Annotated in this window: 14 protein-coding genes and 2 tRNA genes; 8 read left to right on the top strand and 8 right to left on the bottom strand. The window is 68.3% G+C overall.

All coding sequences use genetic code 11. The annotated features are described in order from the left end of the window. Positions 1–91 precede the first annotated feature (91 nt). The 3 genes from WA670_RS44580 to leuC all read right to left on the bottom strand — a co-directional run bounded on the left by WA670_RS44580 (position 92) and on the right by leuC (position 3026). Positions 92–733, bottom strand: a complete 642-nt coding sequence (locus WA670_RS44580) for an HU family DNA-binding protein (protein WP_037811731.1) — start codon at positions 731–733, stop codon at positions 92–94. Between the two features lie 242 nt (positions 734–975). Next, the gene (leuD, locus tag WA670_RS44575) at positions 976–1578 is read right to left on the bottom strand and encodes a 3-isopropylmalate dehydratase small subunit (RefSeq protein ID WP_037811732.1); all 603 of its coding nucleotides are present in this window, start codon (positions 1576–1578) and stop codon (positions 976–978) included. Between the two features lie 23 nt (positions 1579–1601). Further along, positions 1602–3026, bottom strand: coding sequence for a 3-isopropylmalate dehydratase large subunit (leuC, locus tag WA670_RS44570; RefSeq protein ID WP_037811734.1), 1425 nt, complete (start codon positions 3024–3026; stop codon positions 1602–1604). Positions 3027–3171: 145 nt separating this feature from the next. Between leuC and WA670_RS44565 the strand changes: the two genes are divergently transcribed. From WA670_RS44565 to WA670_RS44540, 6 genes are all read left to right on the top strand, one after another. Beyond that, positions 3172–3873, top strand: coding sequence for an IclR family transcriptional regulator (locus WA670_RS44565; protein ID WP_009074079.1), 702 nt, complete (start codon positions 3172–3174; stop codon positions 3871–3873). A gap of 1138 nt (positions 3874–5011) precedes the next feature. Next, complete coding sequence (locus WA670_RS44560) at positions 5012–5635, top strand: HU family DNA-binding protein (RefSeq protein ID WP_037811736.1); 624 nt, start codon at positions 5012–5014, stop codon at positions 5633–5635. Positions 5636–6364: 729 nt separating this feature from the next. Beyond that, the gene (locus tag WA670_RS44555; protein ID WP_051728871.1) at positions 6365–7591 is read left to right on the top strand and encodes a quaternary amine ABC transporter ATP-binding protein; all 1227 of its coding nucleotides are present in this window, start codon (positions 6365–6367) and stop codon (positions 7589–7591) included. Continuing rightward, complete coding sequence (locus tag WA670_RS44550; protein WP_037811739.1) at positions 7584–8468, top strand: ABC transporter permease; 885 nt, start codon at positions 7584–7586, stop codon at positions 8466–8468. The genes WA670_RS44555 and WA670_RS44550 overlap by 8 nt, the downstream gene beginning before the upstream one ends. Before the next feature lie 33 nt (positions 8469–8501). After that, the gene (locus WA670_RS44545) at positions 8502–9410 is read left to right on the top strand and encodes a glycine betaine ABC transporter substrate-binding protein (RefSeq protein ID WP_134665555.1); all 909 of its coding nucleotides are present in this window, start codon (positions 8502–8504) and stop codon (positions 9408–9410) included. 156 nt (positions 9411–9566) lie between these two features. Then, positions 9567–10067, top strand: coding sequence for a MarR family winged helix-turn-helix transcriptional regulator (locus tag WA670_RS44540; RefSeq protein ID WP_051728872.1), 501 nt, complete (start codon positions 9567–9569; stop codon positions 10065–10067). On the opposite strand, the gene WA670_RS44535 is transcribed toward WA670_RS44540, so the two are convergent. Beyond that, the gene (locus WA670_RS44535) at positions 10064–10552 is read right to left on the bottom strand and encodes a TetR family transcriptional regulator (RefSeq protein ID WP_037811742.1); all 489 of its coding nucleotides are present in this window, start codon (positions 10550–10552) and stop codon (positions 10064–10066) included. The two genes, WA670_RS44540 and WA670_RS44535, sit on opposite strands and share 4 nt — an antisense overlap. Positions 10553–10637: 85 nt before the next feature. Here WA670_RS44535 and WA670_RS44530 point away from each other — a divergent pair, with 85 nt between their 5' ends. Continuing rightward, positions 10638–11693, top strand: coding sequence for an FAD-dependent monooxygenase (locus WA670_RS44530; protein ID WP_336162206.1), 1056 nt, complete (start codon positions 10638–10640; stop codon positions 11691–11693). Positions 11694–11768: 75 nt separating this feature from the next. On the opposite strand, the gene WA670_RS44525 is transcribed toward WA670_RS44530, so the two are convergent. The 3 genes from WA670_RS44525 to WA670_RS44515 all read right to left on the bottom strand — a co-directional run bounded on the left by WA670_RS44525 (position 11769) and on the right by WA670_RS44515 (position 12800). Next, positions 11769–11841 (bottom strand) — tRNA-Glu (locus WA670_RS44525). A 91-nt stretch (positions 11842–11932) separates the two neighbouring features. Then, positions 11933–12004, bottom strand: a tRNA-Gln gene (locus WA670_RS44520). Between the two features lie 49 nt (positions 12005–12053). Next, positions 12054–12800, bottom strand: coding sequence for an HAD family hydrolase (locus WA670_RS44515; RefSeq protein ID WP_442893177.1), 747 nt, complete (start codon positions 12798–12800; stop codon positions 12054–12056). Positions 12801–13957: 1157 nt separating this feature from the next. Here WA670_RS44515 and WA670_RS44510 point away from each other — a divergent pair. Further along, on the top strand, positions 13958–15196 hold the full coding sequence (locus WA670_RS44510; protein WP_336162203.1) for an FAD-dependent oxidoreductase: 1239 nt from the start codon (positions 13958–13960) through the stop codon (positions 15194–15196). Between the two features lie 581 nt (positions 15197–15777). Here WA670_RS44510 and WA670_RS44505 read toward each other — a convergent pair. Continuing rightward, positions 15778–16548 (bottom strand): fumarylacetoacetate hydrolase family protein, encoded by a 771-nt coding sequence (locus WA670_RS44505; RefSeq protein WP_037811749.1) that lies wholly within the window; start codon positions 16546–16548, stop codon positions 15778–15780. Positions 16549–16813 lie beyond the last annotated feature (265 nt).

The following is a 16813-nucleotide window of genomic DNA, read 5'->3' as shown; positions in this document are numbered from 1 at the left end:
CATCCAGCCGCCCAAACGCCCGAAAACGCGGCAGGGCCCCGACCTCACCCGAGGTCGGGGCCCTGCCGCGAAGCAACGAATACCGGGGCTATTACTTCTTCTTGGCCGCCGAGGTGCGCTTCGCCGGGGCCTTCTTGGCCGCGGCCGTGGTCTTCTTCGCTGCCGCGGTGGTCTTGGCGGCAGGCTTGGCGGCGGCCTTCGCCCGCGTGGTGGTGGCCTTCGGGGCCGCCTTGGCGCGGGTGGTGGTGGACTTCGCGGCCGTGGCGCGCGTCGTCGTCTTGGCCGCGGTGGCCTTGGCGGGAGCCTTGGCCGCGGTGGCGCGGGTGCGCGTGGCGGCGGGCTTCGCCGCCGTGGCACGGGTGCTGCGCGTGGCGGTGGTCGAGGCGGCGCGGGTGGTGGTCGCCTTCGCGGTGCTGGCCGTGGCCCGCTTCGCCGCCGTGGCCTTCGGCAGCTTCTTCGAACCGGAAATCACGTCCTTGAACGTGGTGCCCGCGCGGAACGCCGGAACGTTCGTCTTCTTCACTCGCACGGCTTCGCCGGTGCGCGGGTTGCGCGCGGTGCGGGCGGCACGAGCGCGCTTCTCGAACACCCCGAAGCCGGTGATGTTCACCTTTTCGCCCTTGTTGACCGTCCGGATGATGATGTCGACGAGACCGTCGACGGCCTCCGAAGCAACCTTTTTGTCGCCCAGACGCTCCGACAGCGCCTCGATCAGCTGGGCCTTGTTGGCCATTCCAGTCCCTCCAAGAAGAACTCTTCGTCCACGGCCAGGTCGGCCGGCTAACGCACACGGTATTACCAAGACAGCACAAATTCCAAACGGCACGCGAAATTTTCCCTTGCGGCGGGAACGGTTCCGCCCTCCCGAAGGACCCGTTTCCGGGTCCGGGAGGCTCCGTTTGGCGTGGGCGAAGAGGGGGCCCGCCGGGGGCGGATTCCCTTTCCGAGCAGGGAATCCGGCCCCGGCGGCGCAGGTCAGGAGGTCGCGGCGGGAAGCGTCGCGGGCTTCCAGGAGGGCCGCTTCGACTCGAACTCGTCGATGTCCCCCGCGTGGCGCAGGGTCAGCGCGATGTCGTCGAGTCCTTCGAGCAGCCGCCAGCGGACGTAGTCGTCGATCTGGAAGGGCGCGGTGAAGTCCTTGGCCCGCACGGTCTTGGCTTCGAGGTCCACCGACACCTCGGTGCCGGGCTCGTTCTCCAGCAGCTTCCAGAGCAGTTCGACATCCGACTGCTCGCACTGCGCGGCGACGAGGCCGCCCTTGCCGGAGTTGCCGCGGAAGATGTCGGCGAACCGGGACGAGATGACGACCCGGAAGCCGTAGTCCATCAACGCCCACACGGCGTGCTCGCGCGACGAACCGGTGCCGAAGTCCGGCCCGGCGACCAGCACCGACCCGTTCTTGAACGGTTCCTGGTTGAGGATGAAGTCCTCCTGGCCGCGCCAGGCGGCGAACAGCCCGTCCTCGAATCCGGTGCGGGTCACGCGCTTGAGGTAGACGGCCGGGATGATCTGGTCAGTGTCCACGTTGGACCTGCGCAGCGGGACCCCGATCCCGGTGTGCTGGGTGAACGGTTCCATGGTGGGAGCTCCTCTCGGGGAAGTCAGGCGGGCAGGTCGGCGGGCGAGGACAGCGTCCCGCGCACGGCGGTGGCGGCGGCCACGAGCGGCGAGACGAGGTGCGTGCGGCCGCCCTTGCCCTGCCGTCCCTCGAAGTTGCGGTTGGAGGTGGACGCGCTGCGCTCGCCGGGGGCGAGCTGGTCCGGGTTCATCCCGAGACACATGGAGCAGCCCGCCTGCCGCCATTCGGCTCCCGCCTCGGCGAAGATCTTGTCCAGGCCTTCCTCTTCGGCGGTCTTGCGCACCCGCATCGAACCGGGCACCACGAGCATCCGGACCGAATCGGCCACCTTGCGCCCGCGCAGCACCTCGGCCGCGGCGCGCAGGTCCTCGATCCGGCCGTTGGTGCAGGACCCGAGGAAGACGGTGTCCACCGCGATCTCGCGCAGCGGCGTGCCCGGCTTCAGATCCATATAGGACAGCGCCTTCTCGGCGGCGAAGCGCGCGTTCTCGTCCGGGATCGCGGCCGGGTCCGGCACCGAATCGCCCAGCGGCAGGCCCTGTCCCGGGTTGGTGCCCCACGTCACGAACGGCGTCAGCTGGTCCGCGTCGAGGTGGACCTCGGCGTCGAATTCCGCGCCCTCGTCGGTGCGCAGCTCGCGCCAGGCGGCGACGGCGGCGTCCCACTCCTCGCCCTTCGGCGCGTGCGGACGGCCCTTGAGGTAAGCGAAGGTCGTCTCGTCCGGCGCGATCATGCCGGCGCGCGCGCCCGCCTCGATCGACATGTTGCAGATGGTCATCCGGGCTTCCATCGACAGGTCTTCGATGGCCTTGCCGCGGTACTCGAGGACGTAGCCCTGCCCGCCGCCGGTGCCGATTTTGGCGATCACCGCGAGGATCACGTCCTTCGCGGTGACGCCCGGCTGCAGCGTGCCGTCGACGTTGATCGCCATCGTCTTGAACGGCCGCAGCGGCAGCGTCTGGGTGGCGAGCACGTGCTCGACCTCGGAAGTGCCGATGCCGAAGGCCATCGCGCCGAACGCACCGTGCGTCGAGGTGTGACTGTCGCCGCACACCACGGTGGTGCCCGGCTGGGTCAGCCCGAGCTGCGGTCCGATCACGTGCACGATGCCCTGTTCGGCGTCGCCCATCGGGTGCAGCCGGACGCCGAACTCCTTGCAGTTGCGGCGAAGCGTGTCGACCTGGGTGCGGGACACCGGGTCGGCGATCGGGAGGTCGATGTCGACGGTGGGGACGTTGTGGTCCTCGGTGGCGATGGTGAGGTCGGGGCGGCGCACCTGCCGCCCGGCCAGCCGCAGTCCGTCGAACGCCTGCGGGCTGGTCACTTCGTGCACCAGGTGGAGGTCGATGTAGAGCAGATCCGGTTCGGCGCCTTCGCCTCGGCGCACGAGGTGGCTGTCCCACACCTTCTCCGCCAGCGTACGAGCCTTGCCGGTGGGGGTGGTCATCTCCGGCTCCTTCCACGGGATCGGCCGGGAGCACGGAACCCGGACAGAGCCGGTGAGGAGGGGCGAGCCGCGGCTGGCCGCGGGCCCGGGTTTCGTTTTTCCCAGATTCTGGACTTCCCACACTGCGGGAAGATAGTATCGCGTCGTGGGACAGCATAGCGGTATCGGAGTACTGGACAAAGCCGTGGCCGTGCTGCAGGCCGTCGCCGAGGACCCGTGCGGGCTGGCGGAACTGTGCACGCGCACCGGGCTTCCGCGCGCGACCGCGCACCGGCTCGCGGTCGGGCTCGAGGTGCATCGCCTGTTGCGGCGCGGCCCGGACGGGCGCTGGCGGCCGGGCACCGCGCTCGCCGAACTCGCGGGCGGGTCGACCGACCCGTTGCTCGACGCGGCGAGTTCGGTGCTGCCGAAGCTCCGGGACATCACCGGCGAAAGCGTTCAGCTTTACCGGCGCGACGGCGTGCAGCGCGTGTGCGTTTCGACCGCGGAGCCGCCGAGCGGTTTGCGCGACACGGTTCCGATCGGCTCGCGCCTGCCGATGACGGCGGGCTCGGGCGCGAAGGTCCTTGCCGCGTGGTCGGATCCGCACACGCAACGGACGATCCTCGCCGACGCGGTTTACGGCGAACGCACTCTGCTCGAAGTCCGCCGCCGCGGCTGGGCGCAAAGCGTCGCCGAACGCGAACCCGGCGTCGCGAGCGTTTCCGCCCCGGTGCGCGATTCCTCCGGCACCGTCGTCGCCGCGGTATCGGTCTCCGGCCCGATCGAACGCATAGGGCGCAAGCCCGGCGCCCGGTGGGCGGCCGATCTCCTCGCCGCCGCCGACGCGCTCCAGGAACGCCTCTAACGCCCGCCTCCCACCACGCGCCAACCCCAGGCCGCCTTCCGCCACCCCGGCGGGAGGCGGCCTTTTCGCATCGACAGCCCTGACGCGGGTTACCGCGAACACACCCCGCCCGGTAGCCAGACCCCAAGCGCCGCCGCCGAAGCACCCGGGGAACGACTCCGCCGCTCAGCTCTTCTCCGGCAACCCTCCCCTAACGCGAAACCGCACCCCTCGCCCCACGCGACGAACCCAAAGCCCCAACCACCTCTCCGCCACACCCGGCGGGAGGCAGCCTTTTCACATCGCCGCCCGCCTGACCCGAATCCAAAGCCCGCCCACCCCAGCCGCCGCTCCACCGCACCGGCAGGAAGCAGCCTTTCCCATCGACAACCCTGACGCGGGTTACCGCGAACACACCCCGCCCGACAGCCAGACCCCAAGCGCCGCCGAAGCACCCGGCGAACGACTCCGCCGCTCAGCCCTTCTCCGACAGCCCTCCCCTAACGCGAAGCCGCACCCCTCGCCCCACGCGACGAACCCAAAGCCCCAACCACCTCTCCGCCACCCCGCCAAGAACCGCCCTTCCCCCACAACCGATCCCACCGACGCGACGTCCCGCGAACCCAACGCACCCCGCAGCCGAACCCAAACCCGGCACCGCGACCGATTCCGCCCCGCCGCGCGATTCCCCCGCCGCCACGGCACCGACCCGATCGAACGACCTCGAGCCCCTCCCGCAGACCCTCCCGGCCGCCAACCACGACGCCCCGCGGAACGCCTCTGTCGCCCAGCCCCCGCTCCGCCACGCCCGTGCGAGGCAGCCTTTTTCGCGCGGTTTTCGATCGTCCTCAGTAGACCGTCCGACCGCTGCACGGGCCCTCCGAGCGCCTCCGCCGAACCCAGCCACGACACCTCAAGAAAAGGCAAAACCGCAGGCCAGCGGCTGTCCACATGCGACTTTGCCGGTGCCGCAAGCACTCTCGCGGGTCTTCCGGCCAGTGAAAGAATCCGGCGCTTCGGGCGGCTCGCCCGCTCTCCGGTTAGCCGACACGGCAACGAAAAAGGCAGGTCCCGATTGGACTTGCGAAGTCTATGGGTGATAATGACTGCGTTCGGCCTGTATGGCCGTATAAAACAAGTTCTGGTTGGAGGAACTGGAATGGCCAACAAGGCCCAGCTGATCGAAGCTCTGTCGGAGCGCATCGGCGACAAGAAGGCAGCCGCGGAAGCCGTCGACGGTCTCGTCGACATCATCATCCGCACCGTCCACAAGGGCGAAAAGGTCACCATCACCGGCTTCGGTGTCTTCGAAAAGCGCGCTCGTGCCGCCCGCACCGCGCGCAACCCGCGCACCGGCGAAGCCGTGCGGGTCAAGAAGACCAACGTTCCGGCGTTCCGCGCGGGCACCACGTTCAAGGACGTCATCTCCGGCTCCAAGAAGCTGCCGAAGGCGACTGCCGTGAAGCGTGCGACCGCCAGCACCGCGAAGGCGACCGCCACCCGCGCCACGGCGACGACCACCACTCGCGCCAAGGCCACCGCCGCCAAGCCGGCCGCCACCCGCACCCGCGCCACCGCGGCCAAGGCTCCCGCCAAGGCCACCGCCGCGAAGGCCACCACCACCCGCGCCAAGGCGACCGCCACCAAGGCCACCGCGGCCAAGGCGGCTCCGAAGGCCACCACCACGCGGGCGAAGGCCGCCGCCAAGCCGGCCGCCAAGAAGACCACGGCGACCGCGAAGAAGGCTCCGGCCAAGCGCACCTCGGCCGCGAAGAAGAAGTAACTCCGCTTCTCCGGAAGCAGACCGCAAGCCCCGCCCGGCTTCTCCCCGGGCGGGGCTTGCCGCATCTCTGCCCTTTTTTCCCGCGCCGCATGCGCTCTCCGGCATTCGGAGCAAACGGCGCACGGACGACCCCGATTCCCCAGCAGCGCGTCGACCGTCAAGATCCGTTGGCGCGCTTGCCCGTACGGCTCTCCCGGACCATGAAGCGACAGCTGGGTCGCAGCGGCGGGCATTGTCCCCGCCGCATCACAACGGCGCAGCGCGAAGGAAATCGAGGGAACGCCTCTGCGTTTTCCCGATCGCACCGGCCATCTCGCCGCCGCCTCCAGTCGATCACCTGTTCCCCCAAGCAAGTGCGAACGCCCGCGCGAAACGGTCTCCGGGGTTTCCTTGCCGTGTCCGGCCCGGCACCATGCGTGGCCGCCAGGTGTCCGCGATCACCCAGGCCGCGCAAGGTCCACAACAGACTTTCGGGTTGTTATGCGAACGTGACAACCACGCACTGTCGCCACCGGTAATCCAGTCGGGCGAACCGGCGAATCCGGACTGGTTTCGCCAGCGCACACCGTCTTTTCCCCGCCGCCGCACCGGTGTCTCGCGGGCGCGCGCACCGCGCCCGCGAAAGTGGGTGCCGGGCCACGAAAACCGGCCGTCATCGGTGAAGCGGTCGCGCGATCGGCTCCGATCACTGTTGGTCTATGCAATCATGACGCCCGGCAAGGACCCCGAATGCGAGAACATGAGACGACTGTGCCGATAGTTCGTGTGGAGAAGCTGTACAAAGTGTTCGGCCGCCGGGCGGAAGAAGCGGTCGGCAAGCTGGAGAACGGCGCCGACCGCGCCGAATTGGAGCTGCCCGGCGTGACCGCGGCGGTGATCGACGCCTCCTTCACCGTGGAGCGCGGCGAAATTTTCGTGGTGATGGGACTGTCCGGTTCGGGCAAGTCGACCCTGCTGCGCACGCTGAACGGATTGCTCCCGGCCACTTCCGGGCGGGTGCTGGTCGACGACATCGACCTGACCGACAAGTCCGCGAGCGAGGTGCGCGAGCTGCGCCAGCGGCGGATGAGCATGGTGTTCCAGCACTTCGCGCTGTTCCCGCACCGCACGGTCGCGGAGAACGTCGCCTACGGGCTGAGCGTGCAGAACGCTCCGCGCGAGCGGCAGCGCGAACGCACCGCCGAAGCGCTCGAGATGGTCGGGCTCACCGGATGGGAGGACCGGTTGCCCGGTCAGCTTTCCGGCGGGATGCGCCAGCGCGTCGGCCTCGCCCGCGCGCTGGCCGCGGACACCGAGATCCTGCTGATGGACGAGGCGTTCAGCGCGCTGGACCCGTTGATCCGCAAGGAGATGCAGGACCAGCTCCTGACGCTGCAGCGGCAGCTGGGCAAAACGATCGTGTTCATCACGCACGACCTCAACGAGGCCATGCGCCTCGGCGACCGGATCGCGATGATGCGCGACGGCAGGATCGTGCAGGTCGCGACCGCGCAGGAGATGCTCACCGAACCGGCCGACGAATACGTCGCGAAGTTCGTCCGCGATGTCGACCGTTCCCGGGTGCTCACCGCGTCCGCCGTGATGGCGCCCGCGGACATCTCGTTCACCCCGGCCACGACCGTCGCCGAAGCGCTGGAAACGATGCGCCGGAACGAACTCTCCGGCGTGCTGGTGACCGAGGACGGCAAGTTCGCCGGCGCGGTCGACCGGCGCGCGGTGAGCGAGGCCGCCGACAACGGCACGGAAACGATCGCCGGCCTCGTCGACCGGTCCGCCGCGCGCACCAGCCCGGAAACCCAGATGGCCGAACTGTTCGGCCACGCGGCTTCCGCGCCCGCGCCGCTCGCGGTGGTCGACGCCGAGGGCGCGCTGCTCGGCGCGGTGACCCGGGAGGCGCTGCTGAACGCGCTGAGCTCAGGAGAAAACGACGAACAGGAGGTGAACGCCCGTGTCTGACAGCGTCCTCTTCGGCGATCTGCCGCAGATTCCCGTCGGCACCTGGTTCAAGGCGATCATCGACTGGCTGCAGGGCAACATCGGCCCGTTCTTCGATTTCGTCGAAACCGTCGTCAGCGGTGCGATCAACGGCCTTTCCTCGGCCCTGACCTGGGTGCCGTGGCCCGTGCTGCTCGTGATCTTCGCGGCGCTCGGCTGGTGGCTGCGCGGCTGGAAGTTCGGCCTCGGCTCGGCGATCGGGTTCGCGCTCATCGACAGCCTCCGCGAGTTCCCCTCCGCGATGCAGACCCTTTCGCAGGTGCTGATTTCCGGCGTGGTCGCGGTGGTGATCGCGGTGCCGGTCGGGATCGCGGCCGCGCGCAACGAAACAGTGAGTCGGATCGTGAAGCCGGTGCTGGACTTCATGCAGACGCTGCCCGCGTTCGTGTACCTGATCCCGGTCATCTTCTTCTTCTCGATCGGCGCGGTGCCGGGCGTGGTGGCGACTGTCGTGTTCTCGCTGCCGCCGGGCGTGCGGCTGACCGAACTCGGCATCCGCCAGGTCGACCCGGAAATGGTCGAGGCAGGCGAGGCGTTCGGCTCGCCGCCGCGGCGGATCCTGCGGGAGATCCAGATCCCGCTCGCGATGCCGTCGATCATGGCCGGGATCAACCAGATCATCATGCTGTCGCTGTCGATGGTCGTGATCTCCGGCATGGTCGGCGCTCCGGGACTCGGCGCCGAGGTGTACGCCGCGGTCACGAGCCTCAAGCTGGACTTGGGTTTCCAAGCCGGTCTCAGCGTGGTCGTGCTGGCGATCTATCTCGACCGGCTCACCTCTTCGCTCGGGGCGCGCTCGGCGGTGGGCCGCGCCCTCCGCCGGGCCGACGCGGCCTGATCCACCTCCACCGCAACGAGAAAGGACGAACGAGTGCGCACATCGAAACGCTTCGGCCGGATCATCGCCATCGGCGCCGCCGTGACGGCCCTGGTCGGCCTCACCGCGGCGTGCGGCGGCCGGGAGTCCCAGTCGGGCAACAGCCAGGAAGCCAAGAGCGTCACCATCGGCTACATCAACTGGGACGAGGACGTCGCCCTCACCAACCTGTACCAGGCGGTGCTGGAGGAGAAGGGCTACAAGGTCAAGACGCAGATGCTCGACGTCGGCCCGATCTACGCGGGTCTCGCGAAGGGCGATGTCGACCTGTTCCTCGACTCGTGGCTGCCCGCGACGCACAAGCAGTACTGGGACCAGTACAAGAACCAGCTCGAAGACCTCGGCGTCTGGTACGACAAGGCGACCCTGAACCTCGCCGTGCCGGACTACGTGAAGGACGTCAACAGCATCGCCGACCTCAAGGACAAGGCGAGCATGTTCGGCGGCAAGATCACCGGCATCGAGGCGAGCGCGGGCGAGACGGGCATCGTGCAGAAGCAAGCGATCCCGCAGTACGGCCTCGACGGCGCGATGACCCTGCAGAACTCGTCGACCACCGCGATGCTGGCCGCGCTCGACAGCTCGATCAAGGCGAAGAAGCCGATCGTCGTGACGCTGTGGCACCCGCACTGGGCGTACTCGCGCTACCAGCTCAAGGATCTCCAGGACCCGAAGGGCGCGATGGGCAAGGGCGAGCAGATCCACGCGCTGGGCCGCAAGGGCTTCGAGAAGGACTTCCCGGCGCTCGCCGGCGTGGCCAAGAAGCTGAAGATGTCGGACGAGGACCTCGGTTCGCTCGAGGACGCGATCCAGAAGGCTCCGAAGGGCCAGGAAAAGACCGCCGCCAAGCAGTGGGCGGATCAGCACAAGCAGTTCGTGGACCAGGCTTTCGCCGGTCTCTGAGCAGGCTCCGGAACGACCCCGCCTCCCGTTCGCCGGGACGCGGGGTCGTTTCTTTTTTCCGCCGGCCGGGCAGCCGGAATGGCCCGATTCCCCCTGATTCGTTGCCCAGCACCGTTATCGAGCGGAATCCGCCGCGAGATGCGGCACACTAGGCATATGTCTCGCGCGCCGATCTCCGCTCGCACCGACGTACCCGACGACGTCGACGCGGTCACCGAAGCCGTGCTCACCGCTTCGCGGCTGCTCGTCGCGGTGTCCGCGCGGTCCATCGCCTCCGTCGGCGACCTCATCACGATGCCGCAATTCCGGCTCCTGGTGGTGCTGCATTCCCGCGGTCCGCTGAAACAGGCCGCGCTCGCCGAACATCTCGGCGTCACGCCGTCCACCGCGAGCCGGATGATCGACCGGCTGGTCGCCGTCGAGCTGGTCGCCCGCTTGGGCAACCCGTCGTCCCGGCGCGAGGTCGTCATCGAACTCACTCAGGAAGGCGATCGGATCGTCCGCGTCGTCACGCAACGGCGGCGGCGCGAAATCGCCGCCGTCGTGGAGAAAATGCCCGAATCGGCCCGCCGCGGCCTGGTCGACGCGCTGACCGCGTTCGCCGAAGCGGGCGGCGAACCGCCCGCCGGAAACCCGGCCGACTCCGTCTGGGTCTAGCTTTCCGCCGCCACCGCGCGAATCCCGTCGGTCACTTCTTTCGCCGACGGGGCCTCCTCCGGGTCGAGCAACCACTGCACCATCAGCCCGATCACCAACGCGCTCTGCACCGCCCCGCCGACCCCCGCGCGCGCCTCCCGCAGCCCCTGCACGAGATGCCGGCGCACGTCCGGTGACCGCTCGGCCTGCACGAGCGCTTCCAACTGCGCGACCCACAGGGCCCGGTGCTCGCCGAAACTGTCGATCAGCCGGCTCAGCCCCTGCTCGGACAGGTCGAAGGACGAATCCGCGACCTGACCGCCCAGCTCGTCGACCGCCGCGACCAGCGCCTGCGTGAGCAACGCGTCCCGCGACCCGAAGTGGTAGCCGATCGCCGCGTGACTGACCCCCGCGGCGGCCGCGATGTCGCGCACCGTCGTGTTGCCCCAACCCCGCTCGATCAAGCAGCGCTTCGCCCCGGCCAGCAGATCCTCGCGATTACCCATGGCGCCCAGCCTAGCCGAAGTCTTGTCCAGATGGTTTATCCAAACGGTTTGACCAAATGGACAAACCCCGGCTACGGTCTCTCCCATGACCTCCTCGAACGTCCTGATCTCCGGTGCCGGCGTGGCCGGCGCCACCCTCGCCGAGCTGCTCACCCGCGCCGGCCACCGCGTGACGATCGTCGAACGCGCCCCCGCTCTCCGCCACACCGGTTACGCCGTGGATTTCCGCGGCGCCGCCTTCGATGTCCTCGCCGAGCTGGGCATCCTCGACGACGTCCGCCGGCACGACACGAAAATGACCGGCACCGCCATCGTCGACCGCGACGGCACCCAGGTAGACCTGCTGCCCGCCGAAGCTTTCGCGGGCGAACTGGAGGTGCCCAAGCACGTCCTGAACGAGCTGCTGTACGCCCTGACTGTGGATCATGTCGAGTACCGCTTCGGCACCTCGATCACGTCGCTGACGCAAACTGAGGCCGCCGTGACCGCCGAACTGACCGACGGCTCCACGAGGACCTACGACCTGGTCTTCGGCGCGGACGGCGTGTACTCGAAGGTCCGCCAACTGGCCTTCGCCCCGCACTCAGCAGTGCTGCAGCACCTCGGCCTTTCCGGCGCGGGCTTCACCATGCCGAACTTCCTGGACTTGGACCACAGCGGCCTCCTCCGCACCGCCGACGGCACCGCGATCTACTTGTTCAACTCAGCGGACCCCGACCGCCTGACGGTCAGCCTGTCCTTCGGAACGACCTCAGGAGCCCTGGACCGTCTCCCCCGCGCCGACCAGGAAGCAGCGACCCGCGCCGCCTTCGCCGGTGACGCTTGGCACATGCCGCGCCTGCTCGAGGCGATGTCGGAGGCCGCGGATTTCTACTTCAGCTCGAGCACTCAGGTGCACCTGGACCACTGGTCGACCGGCCGCATCGCCCTGGTGGGAGACGCCGGATACTGCGCCGCGCCGACGGCGGGCATGGGCACCTCGCAGGCCCTGCTCGGCGCCCGTTCACTGGCCCGGCATCTGGCGGACGCTCCATACCCGGAAGCTTTCGCCAAGTACGAAGCCGAACTCCGGCCGTATGTGACCGAAAACCAGGCGAATGGCCGCGCGGCGGCAGCGATGTTCGGCGGCGCGCAGGAGTGATCGCGGATTGCCCGGGTTTTCCCGCCGAATACAACAAAGCCCGGTTGATCTTTAATCGATCAACCGGGCTGGCTGTACCCCCGATGGGATTCGAACCCACGCTACCGGCGTGAGAGGCCGGCGTCCTAGGCCGCTAGACGACGGGGGCTTAGGAACTTCCCCGTTTCCGGGGCGTTTCTTGCGAGAGAGAACTTACCAGAAGCGATTTTCGCACTTCCGAGAGGGGGTCCCCTCTGCAGCTGGGGTACCAGGACTCGAACCTAGACTAACTGGACCAGAACCAGTCGTGCTGCCAATTACACCATACCCCAGTGAGGTACTTTCCCGGTTGCCCAGGTCAGTGCCGCACGAGAAGAAATACTAGAACATCCCGCCGCGGCCCGTCGCAGCGGGGGTCCCCGCCGCCCGCGGGGCAGGCACGCCGACCGTCGCGTACTCCGAAACCAGCAGCTCAGGAAGCTCGCCGAGCCCCGCCACGGTGTGCACCCCCTCGGGCGCCCGCTCGCCGGTGCGACTGGTCCCGTCGCGATCGAGCCAGACCGCGCCGAGCCCGGCGTCGAACGCGCCGATCGCGTCGGTGTCGAGCTTGTCCCCGACGTGCACCGTGCGTTCCGGCGGGCAGTCCAGCGCCAGGCAGACCGAGTGGAACATCACCGGATCGGGTTTCGCGACCCCGACCTCGCCCGCGATCGCGACGTGGTCGAAATACGGCGCCAGCCCGAGTTCCGCGATTTTCTGCCGCTGATGAACCCCTGAGGCGTTCGTCACGGCGGCCAGCTGAAGCCCCGCGGCGCGCAGCCATTCCAGGCAAGGAAGAACATCGTCGAACAACCGCCAGGACCGAGCCAGAATCTCCCGCCGGCGCGCCTCGAACGCGCTCACTTGCGCGGAGTCGCCGAAGATCCCCAACTCGGCGAGGAAACATTCAGTACGCCGGTGATGCATGACGTCGTAACCGAGTTTCCCCGCCACCACGAGCGCGACGTGCTCCTCGGTGATCAAATCCCACAACGGCCAAAGATCGTCGCGCCCCGTGAGCGCGTGCAAGGTACGCCGGATCGCGGCGGTGCAGTCGATCAACGTGTCATCGATGTCGAGGCAAACCAGACTCAACTCAGGAGGAGCCCACGGTTCGCGACCGGCAGCGGCCGGTGGGGCAGTACGAGCACGCGACAGAGCGGCCGGGGCGAAATCCACCCCGTGAGGCTAGGGCACTCGCCGCGTTCGCAACGCGGCCAAAAAGGTGATTACCCCAGAGCCGTTGCCGCTGACCGGCTCTACCGCCGGTGCACAAAGTGTCCGCCCCGTGACGTTCACCACCGCCCCAGAGGGCCGAGCGGGTGAAAGCCGCTTACTCCACGCTCCCCTTCGAAAACTTACCAATTCCGAACGGTCCCCCTCGGCGCCCGCGCCACTGCCCCCTCCTGCTTCCGCCTCGAAACCCTGTAGCCACAACCCTTTCCCCGCGCACAAAGTCGGCCGCCCTCAGTCCTGACTGTCCTCAAAGCAACAACAACCACGCATAAGTTCCGCGACCGAACTAACCACCCGAAATCCTTTCCGGAAATACTGCCGTCCTGATCTTTCCGGCCAGATGGCAGCGACCCCTCATGCCACCGGAGATCCACATACGCGAACCACGTGCCATTACGCAAACTCCCCACATTCTGGCCGCCCGCGGACTACATCAACTCCGCTGCCGACACCAGCCAGTGGCAGTTCCGCGCTCTCCCTGAAGACACCGCGCTCCGCCGATCCCGCCCCACGATCCCCGGTGGACAGAACCGACCCCACCCACGATCCCCGGCGGGCAAAGCCGATCCCACCCACGATCCCGGGCGGGCAAAGCCGATCCTGATCACGATCCCCGGTTGGCAAACATGCTCTCGACCGCGCCATTGCTGCCCATCGCCGCTGAGGCAACCCCTCTCCCGCTCGCCTTGCCTGCCCGCCTCGCGTTGCATGCCTGCCTCGCGTTGCATGCCTCGCGTTGCCTGCCTGCCTGGCCTACCTCACTTGCCTTGCCTGGCTCCCCTTGCCTGGCTCCCCTTGCCTGGCTCCCCTTGTCTGCCTCGCATGCCTTGCCTGCCCGCCTTGCCTGCCTCGCCCGCCCCGAAGCCTCCGCCAACTCCGACCCCAACCGCACTCCCCGACACCCACCCCACGCCTGACCCCCACCCCATCGGCCGACTTGACGCACCCTCCGCCCAAGGTGCATCCTCGGTGTTATTCAACAGGCGATGAATAAGAGGGAGCTGGGGAAGATGACCGAGCACACGGGCTGCGTCATAGTCGGCGGCGGACCGGCAGGCATGGTGGCGGGCTTGCTGTTGGCCCGAGCAGGCGTAGAGGTAACCGTGCTGGAAAAGCACGCAGACTTCCTCCGCGATTTCCGCGGCGACACCGTCCACCCGTCCACCCTGAGGCTCCTGGACGAGCTGGGCCTGGGCGAGAAATTCGAAGCGCTCCCGCACACCAAAGTGACCACCGTCGGACTCCCCACCCCCGACGGCGACGCGCTGACCCTCGCCGACATGTCCCTGTTGAACGTCCCCCGCCCATACGTGGCGATGGTCCCCCAATGGGATTTCCTGGACCTGCTCGCCGAGACAGCGCAGAAAGAACCGACCTTCACCCTGCGCCTCGAAACCGAAATGACCGGCCTGCTCCGCTCAGGCCGCCGAGTCACCGGCGTCCGCTACCGCACCGCAGACGGCACCGAAGGCGAACTGAAAGCCAATCTGGTCCTCGCCGCCGACGGCCGCTGGTCACTAACCCGCCGCTCAGCCGGCCTCACCCCGCGCGAGTACTACACCCCGTTCGACGCCTGGTGGTTCCGCCTCTCCCGGAAGCCCGAGGAACAGGAAGCCACGCTCATGCCGAGGATGCGCAACCACCGCTTCGCAGTGCCGTTGCCACGCAAGGGCTACTACCAGATCGCCTACCTCACGCCGAAGGGCAAGGATCTAAAAGACGCCGGCATCGAAAGCTTCCGCCGCGACGTCACCGAGGTCTGCCCGGAATTCGCCGACCGAGTGCACGAACTGAAGTCCATGGACGACGTCAAGTTCCTCAACGTCCGCCTCAACCGCCTGCACCGCTGGCACGTCGACGGCCTGCTGTGCATCGGAGACGCCGCCCACGCGATGTCCCCAGTCGGCGGCGTCGGAATCAACCTGGCAGTACAAGACGCCGTCGCCGCCGCGAGGCTACTGGCCGAGCCGCTCCTCCGCGGCAAACCGACCGAAAAGGACCTCACCGCAATCCGCCGCCGTCGCCTCCTGCCGACCGTCGCCGTTCAGGGGCTGCAACGCCTTCTCCACCGCCGCGTAATGGGCCCCGTGATGACCGGCCACGCCGACGGCCCGCCCGCACAATTGATCGCCCTGCTCAGGCGCTTCCCGAAACTCGCCCGAGTTCCGGCGTACCTCATCGGCGTAGGCATCCGCCGGGAATCCGCCCCAGCCTTCGCCCGCCGCCCAGCAGAACCGGCCAGCCGCTAAGCCACCGCCGGATTCGCCACCAACCGGCAACGCCGAGCACCTCTCACCCACGCGACGCACCCGCCCACCGGCATCACCCGCCGGTGGGCAAAGCCGACAACGGGAATGCGTTTCGCCACCCAACGGCAACAAAGCCACCGACCCGCCGACTGACCATCAGCGCTCTCGCCGCCCAGCGGCCACAACGCCACCAACTCGCCAACTGACGATCAGCTGCGCTCTCGCCACCTACCGGCAACAGCACCGACTCCCAGCCAGCTCAGCACCGATCGTCTTTCGCCGCTCCGAGGCAACGGCGCCGACCGCTCGCCAAGCGAAGCGCCAGCGACCATTCGCCACTCAACGGCAACAACACCCGCCGCTCCCGCCAGAGCAGCGATCGCCTCTCGCCACTCAACGGCAACGGCTGCCACCAACCCAGGCACTAGCCATCCGCTCGCCACCGAGCGGCAACAGCCCAAGCCGCCGCATCTTCACCCCGGCGGCCAGAAAACCAGCCCCGACCAGGGATTCGCCACTAAACGGCAACGCCCGAACGCACTCCGCCGAGCCGCTGTCGCCACTAAACGGCGACACCCAGCTCAGAGGTCCTGAACCGGGTTCGTCAGAGTCCCGATGCCGTCGATCGTGATGGACACCGACTGCCCGTTGACGATCGGACCGACCCCCTCCGGCGTGCCGGTGAGGATCACGTCGCCGGGAAGGAGCGTCATCACCCGCGACACGAACTCGACCAGTTCCGGCACCTTGTGCACGAGATCCGAAGTACGGCCGTCCTGCTTCAGCTCGCCGTCGACCTCGCTGCGGAGCGCCAGGTCGGACGGGTCGATCGACGTGTCGATCCACGGACCGAGCGGGCAGAACGTGTCGAACCCCTTCGCCCGGCCCCACTGGCCGTCGGACTTCTGCAGGTCGCGCGCGCTCACGTCGTTCGCGACCGTGTAGCCGAGGATCGCACTGGCCGCGCGGGCCGCGGGCACGTTCTTGACCGGCTGTCCGATGACGACCGCGAGTTCGCCCTCGAAGTCAACGCGTCCGACGTCCGACGGACGGCGGATCGGAGCATTCGGCCCGACCACCGTCGTGGACGGCTTGATGAACAGCATCGGCGCGGACGGCACCTCGTTGCCGAACTCCGCCGCGTGCTTCGCGTAGTTCCGGCCGACCGCGATCACCTTCGACGGCAGGATCGGCGCGAGCAGCCGGACGTCGGCGAGCGGCCAGCGCTTGCCGGTGAAGTTCGGCTGGCCGAACGGATGTTCCGCGATCTCGAGGACCTGGGCATCGTCGCCGTCCCCCTCGATCGAAGCGAACGCGACACCACTGGGATGAGCAATACGAGCTAGACGCACGGCACCAGTCTACGTACCCCCACCGACTGTCGCGCACCCCGAGCGTGCGCGACAGTCCCCCTCGCTCCATTCCGCATGAACGGACCCCTCGCACCGGTGACCGGCCGTGACACAACCGGCGCGAAAGGACCCGTCGGGCCCGCCAGAAACGACCGCACGAACAAACCAGCCCTACCACCAGCACGCACGGCCACCAACGACCCGATTGTGAGCCGCAATACCACCCGCACGAAGGCCAGACCCGAAAGCCTCAACGCCCCCCGCA

Source organism: Amycolatopsis sp. VC5-11, assembly GCF_037034185.1.
GTDB classification, from domain to species: domain Bacteria; phylum Actinomycetota; class Actinomycetes; order Mycobacteriales; family Pseudonocardiaceae; genus Amycolatopsis; species Amycolatopsis nivea.
The sequence above is the reverse complement of the archived record's forward strand: the minus strand, read 5'-3'. Positions and strand labels throughout refer to the sequence as shown.

Bases quoted from the DNA above. Each gene is read 5' to 3' on its own strand.
- WA670_RS44580 (WP_037811731.1), bottom strand. From the start codon at position 733: ATGGCCAACAAGGCCCAGCTGATCGAGGCGCTGTCGGAGCGTCTGGGC.
- leuD (WP_037811732.1), bottom strand. From the start codon at position 1,578: ATGGAACCGTTCACCCAGCACACCGGGATCGGGGTCCCGCTGCGCAGG.
- leuC (WP_037811734.1), bottom strand. From the start codon at position 3,026: ATGACCACCCCCACCGGCAAGGCTCGTACGCTGGCGGAGAAGGTGTGG.
- WA670_RS44560 (WP_037811736.1), top strand. From the start codon at position 5,012: ATGGCCAACAAGGCCCAGCTGATCGAAGCTCTGTCGGAGCGCATCGGC.
- WA670_RS44555 (WP_051728871.1), top strand. From the start codon at position 6,365: ATGCGAGAACATGAGACGACTGTGCCGATAGTTCGTGTGGAGAAGCTG.
- WA670_RS44540 (WP_051728872.1), top strand. From the start codon at position 9,567: ATGTCTCGCGCGCCGATCTCCGCTCGCACCGACGTACCCGACGACGTC.
- WA670_RS44535 (WP_037811742.1), bottom strand. From the start codon at position 10,552: ATGGGTAATCGCGAGGATCTGCTGGCCGGGGCGAAGCGCTGCTTGATC.
- WA670_RS44530 (WP_336162206.1), top strand. From the start codon at position 10,638: ATGACCTCCTCGAACGTCCTGATCTCCGGTGCCGGCGTGGCCGGCGCC.
- WA670_RS44510 (WP_336162203.1), top strand. From the start codon at position 13,958: ATGACCGAGCACACGGGCTGCGTCATAGTCGGCGGCGGACCGGCAGGC.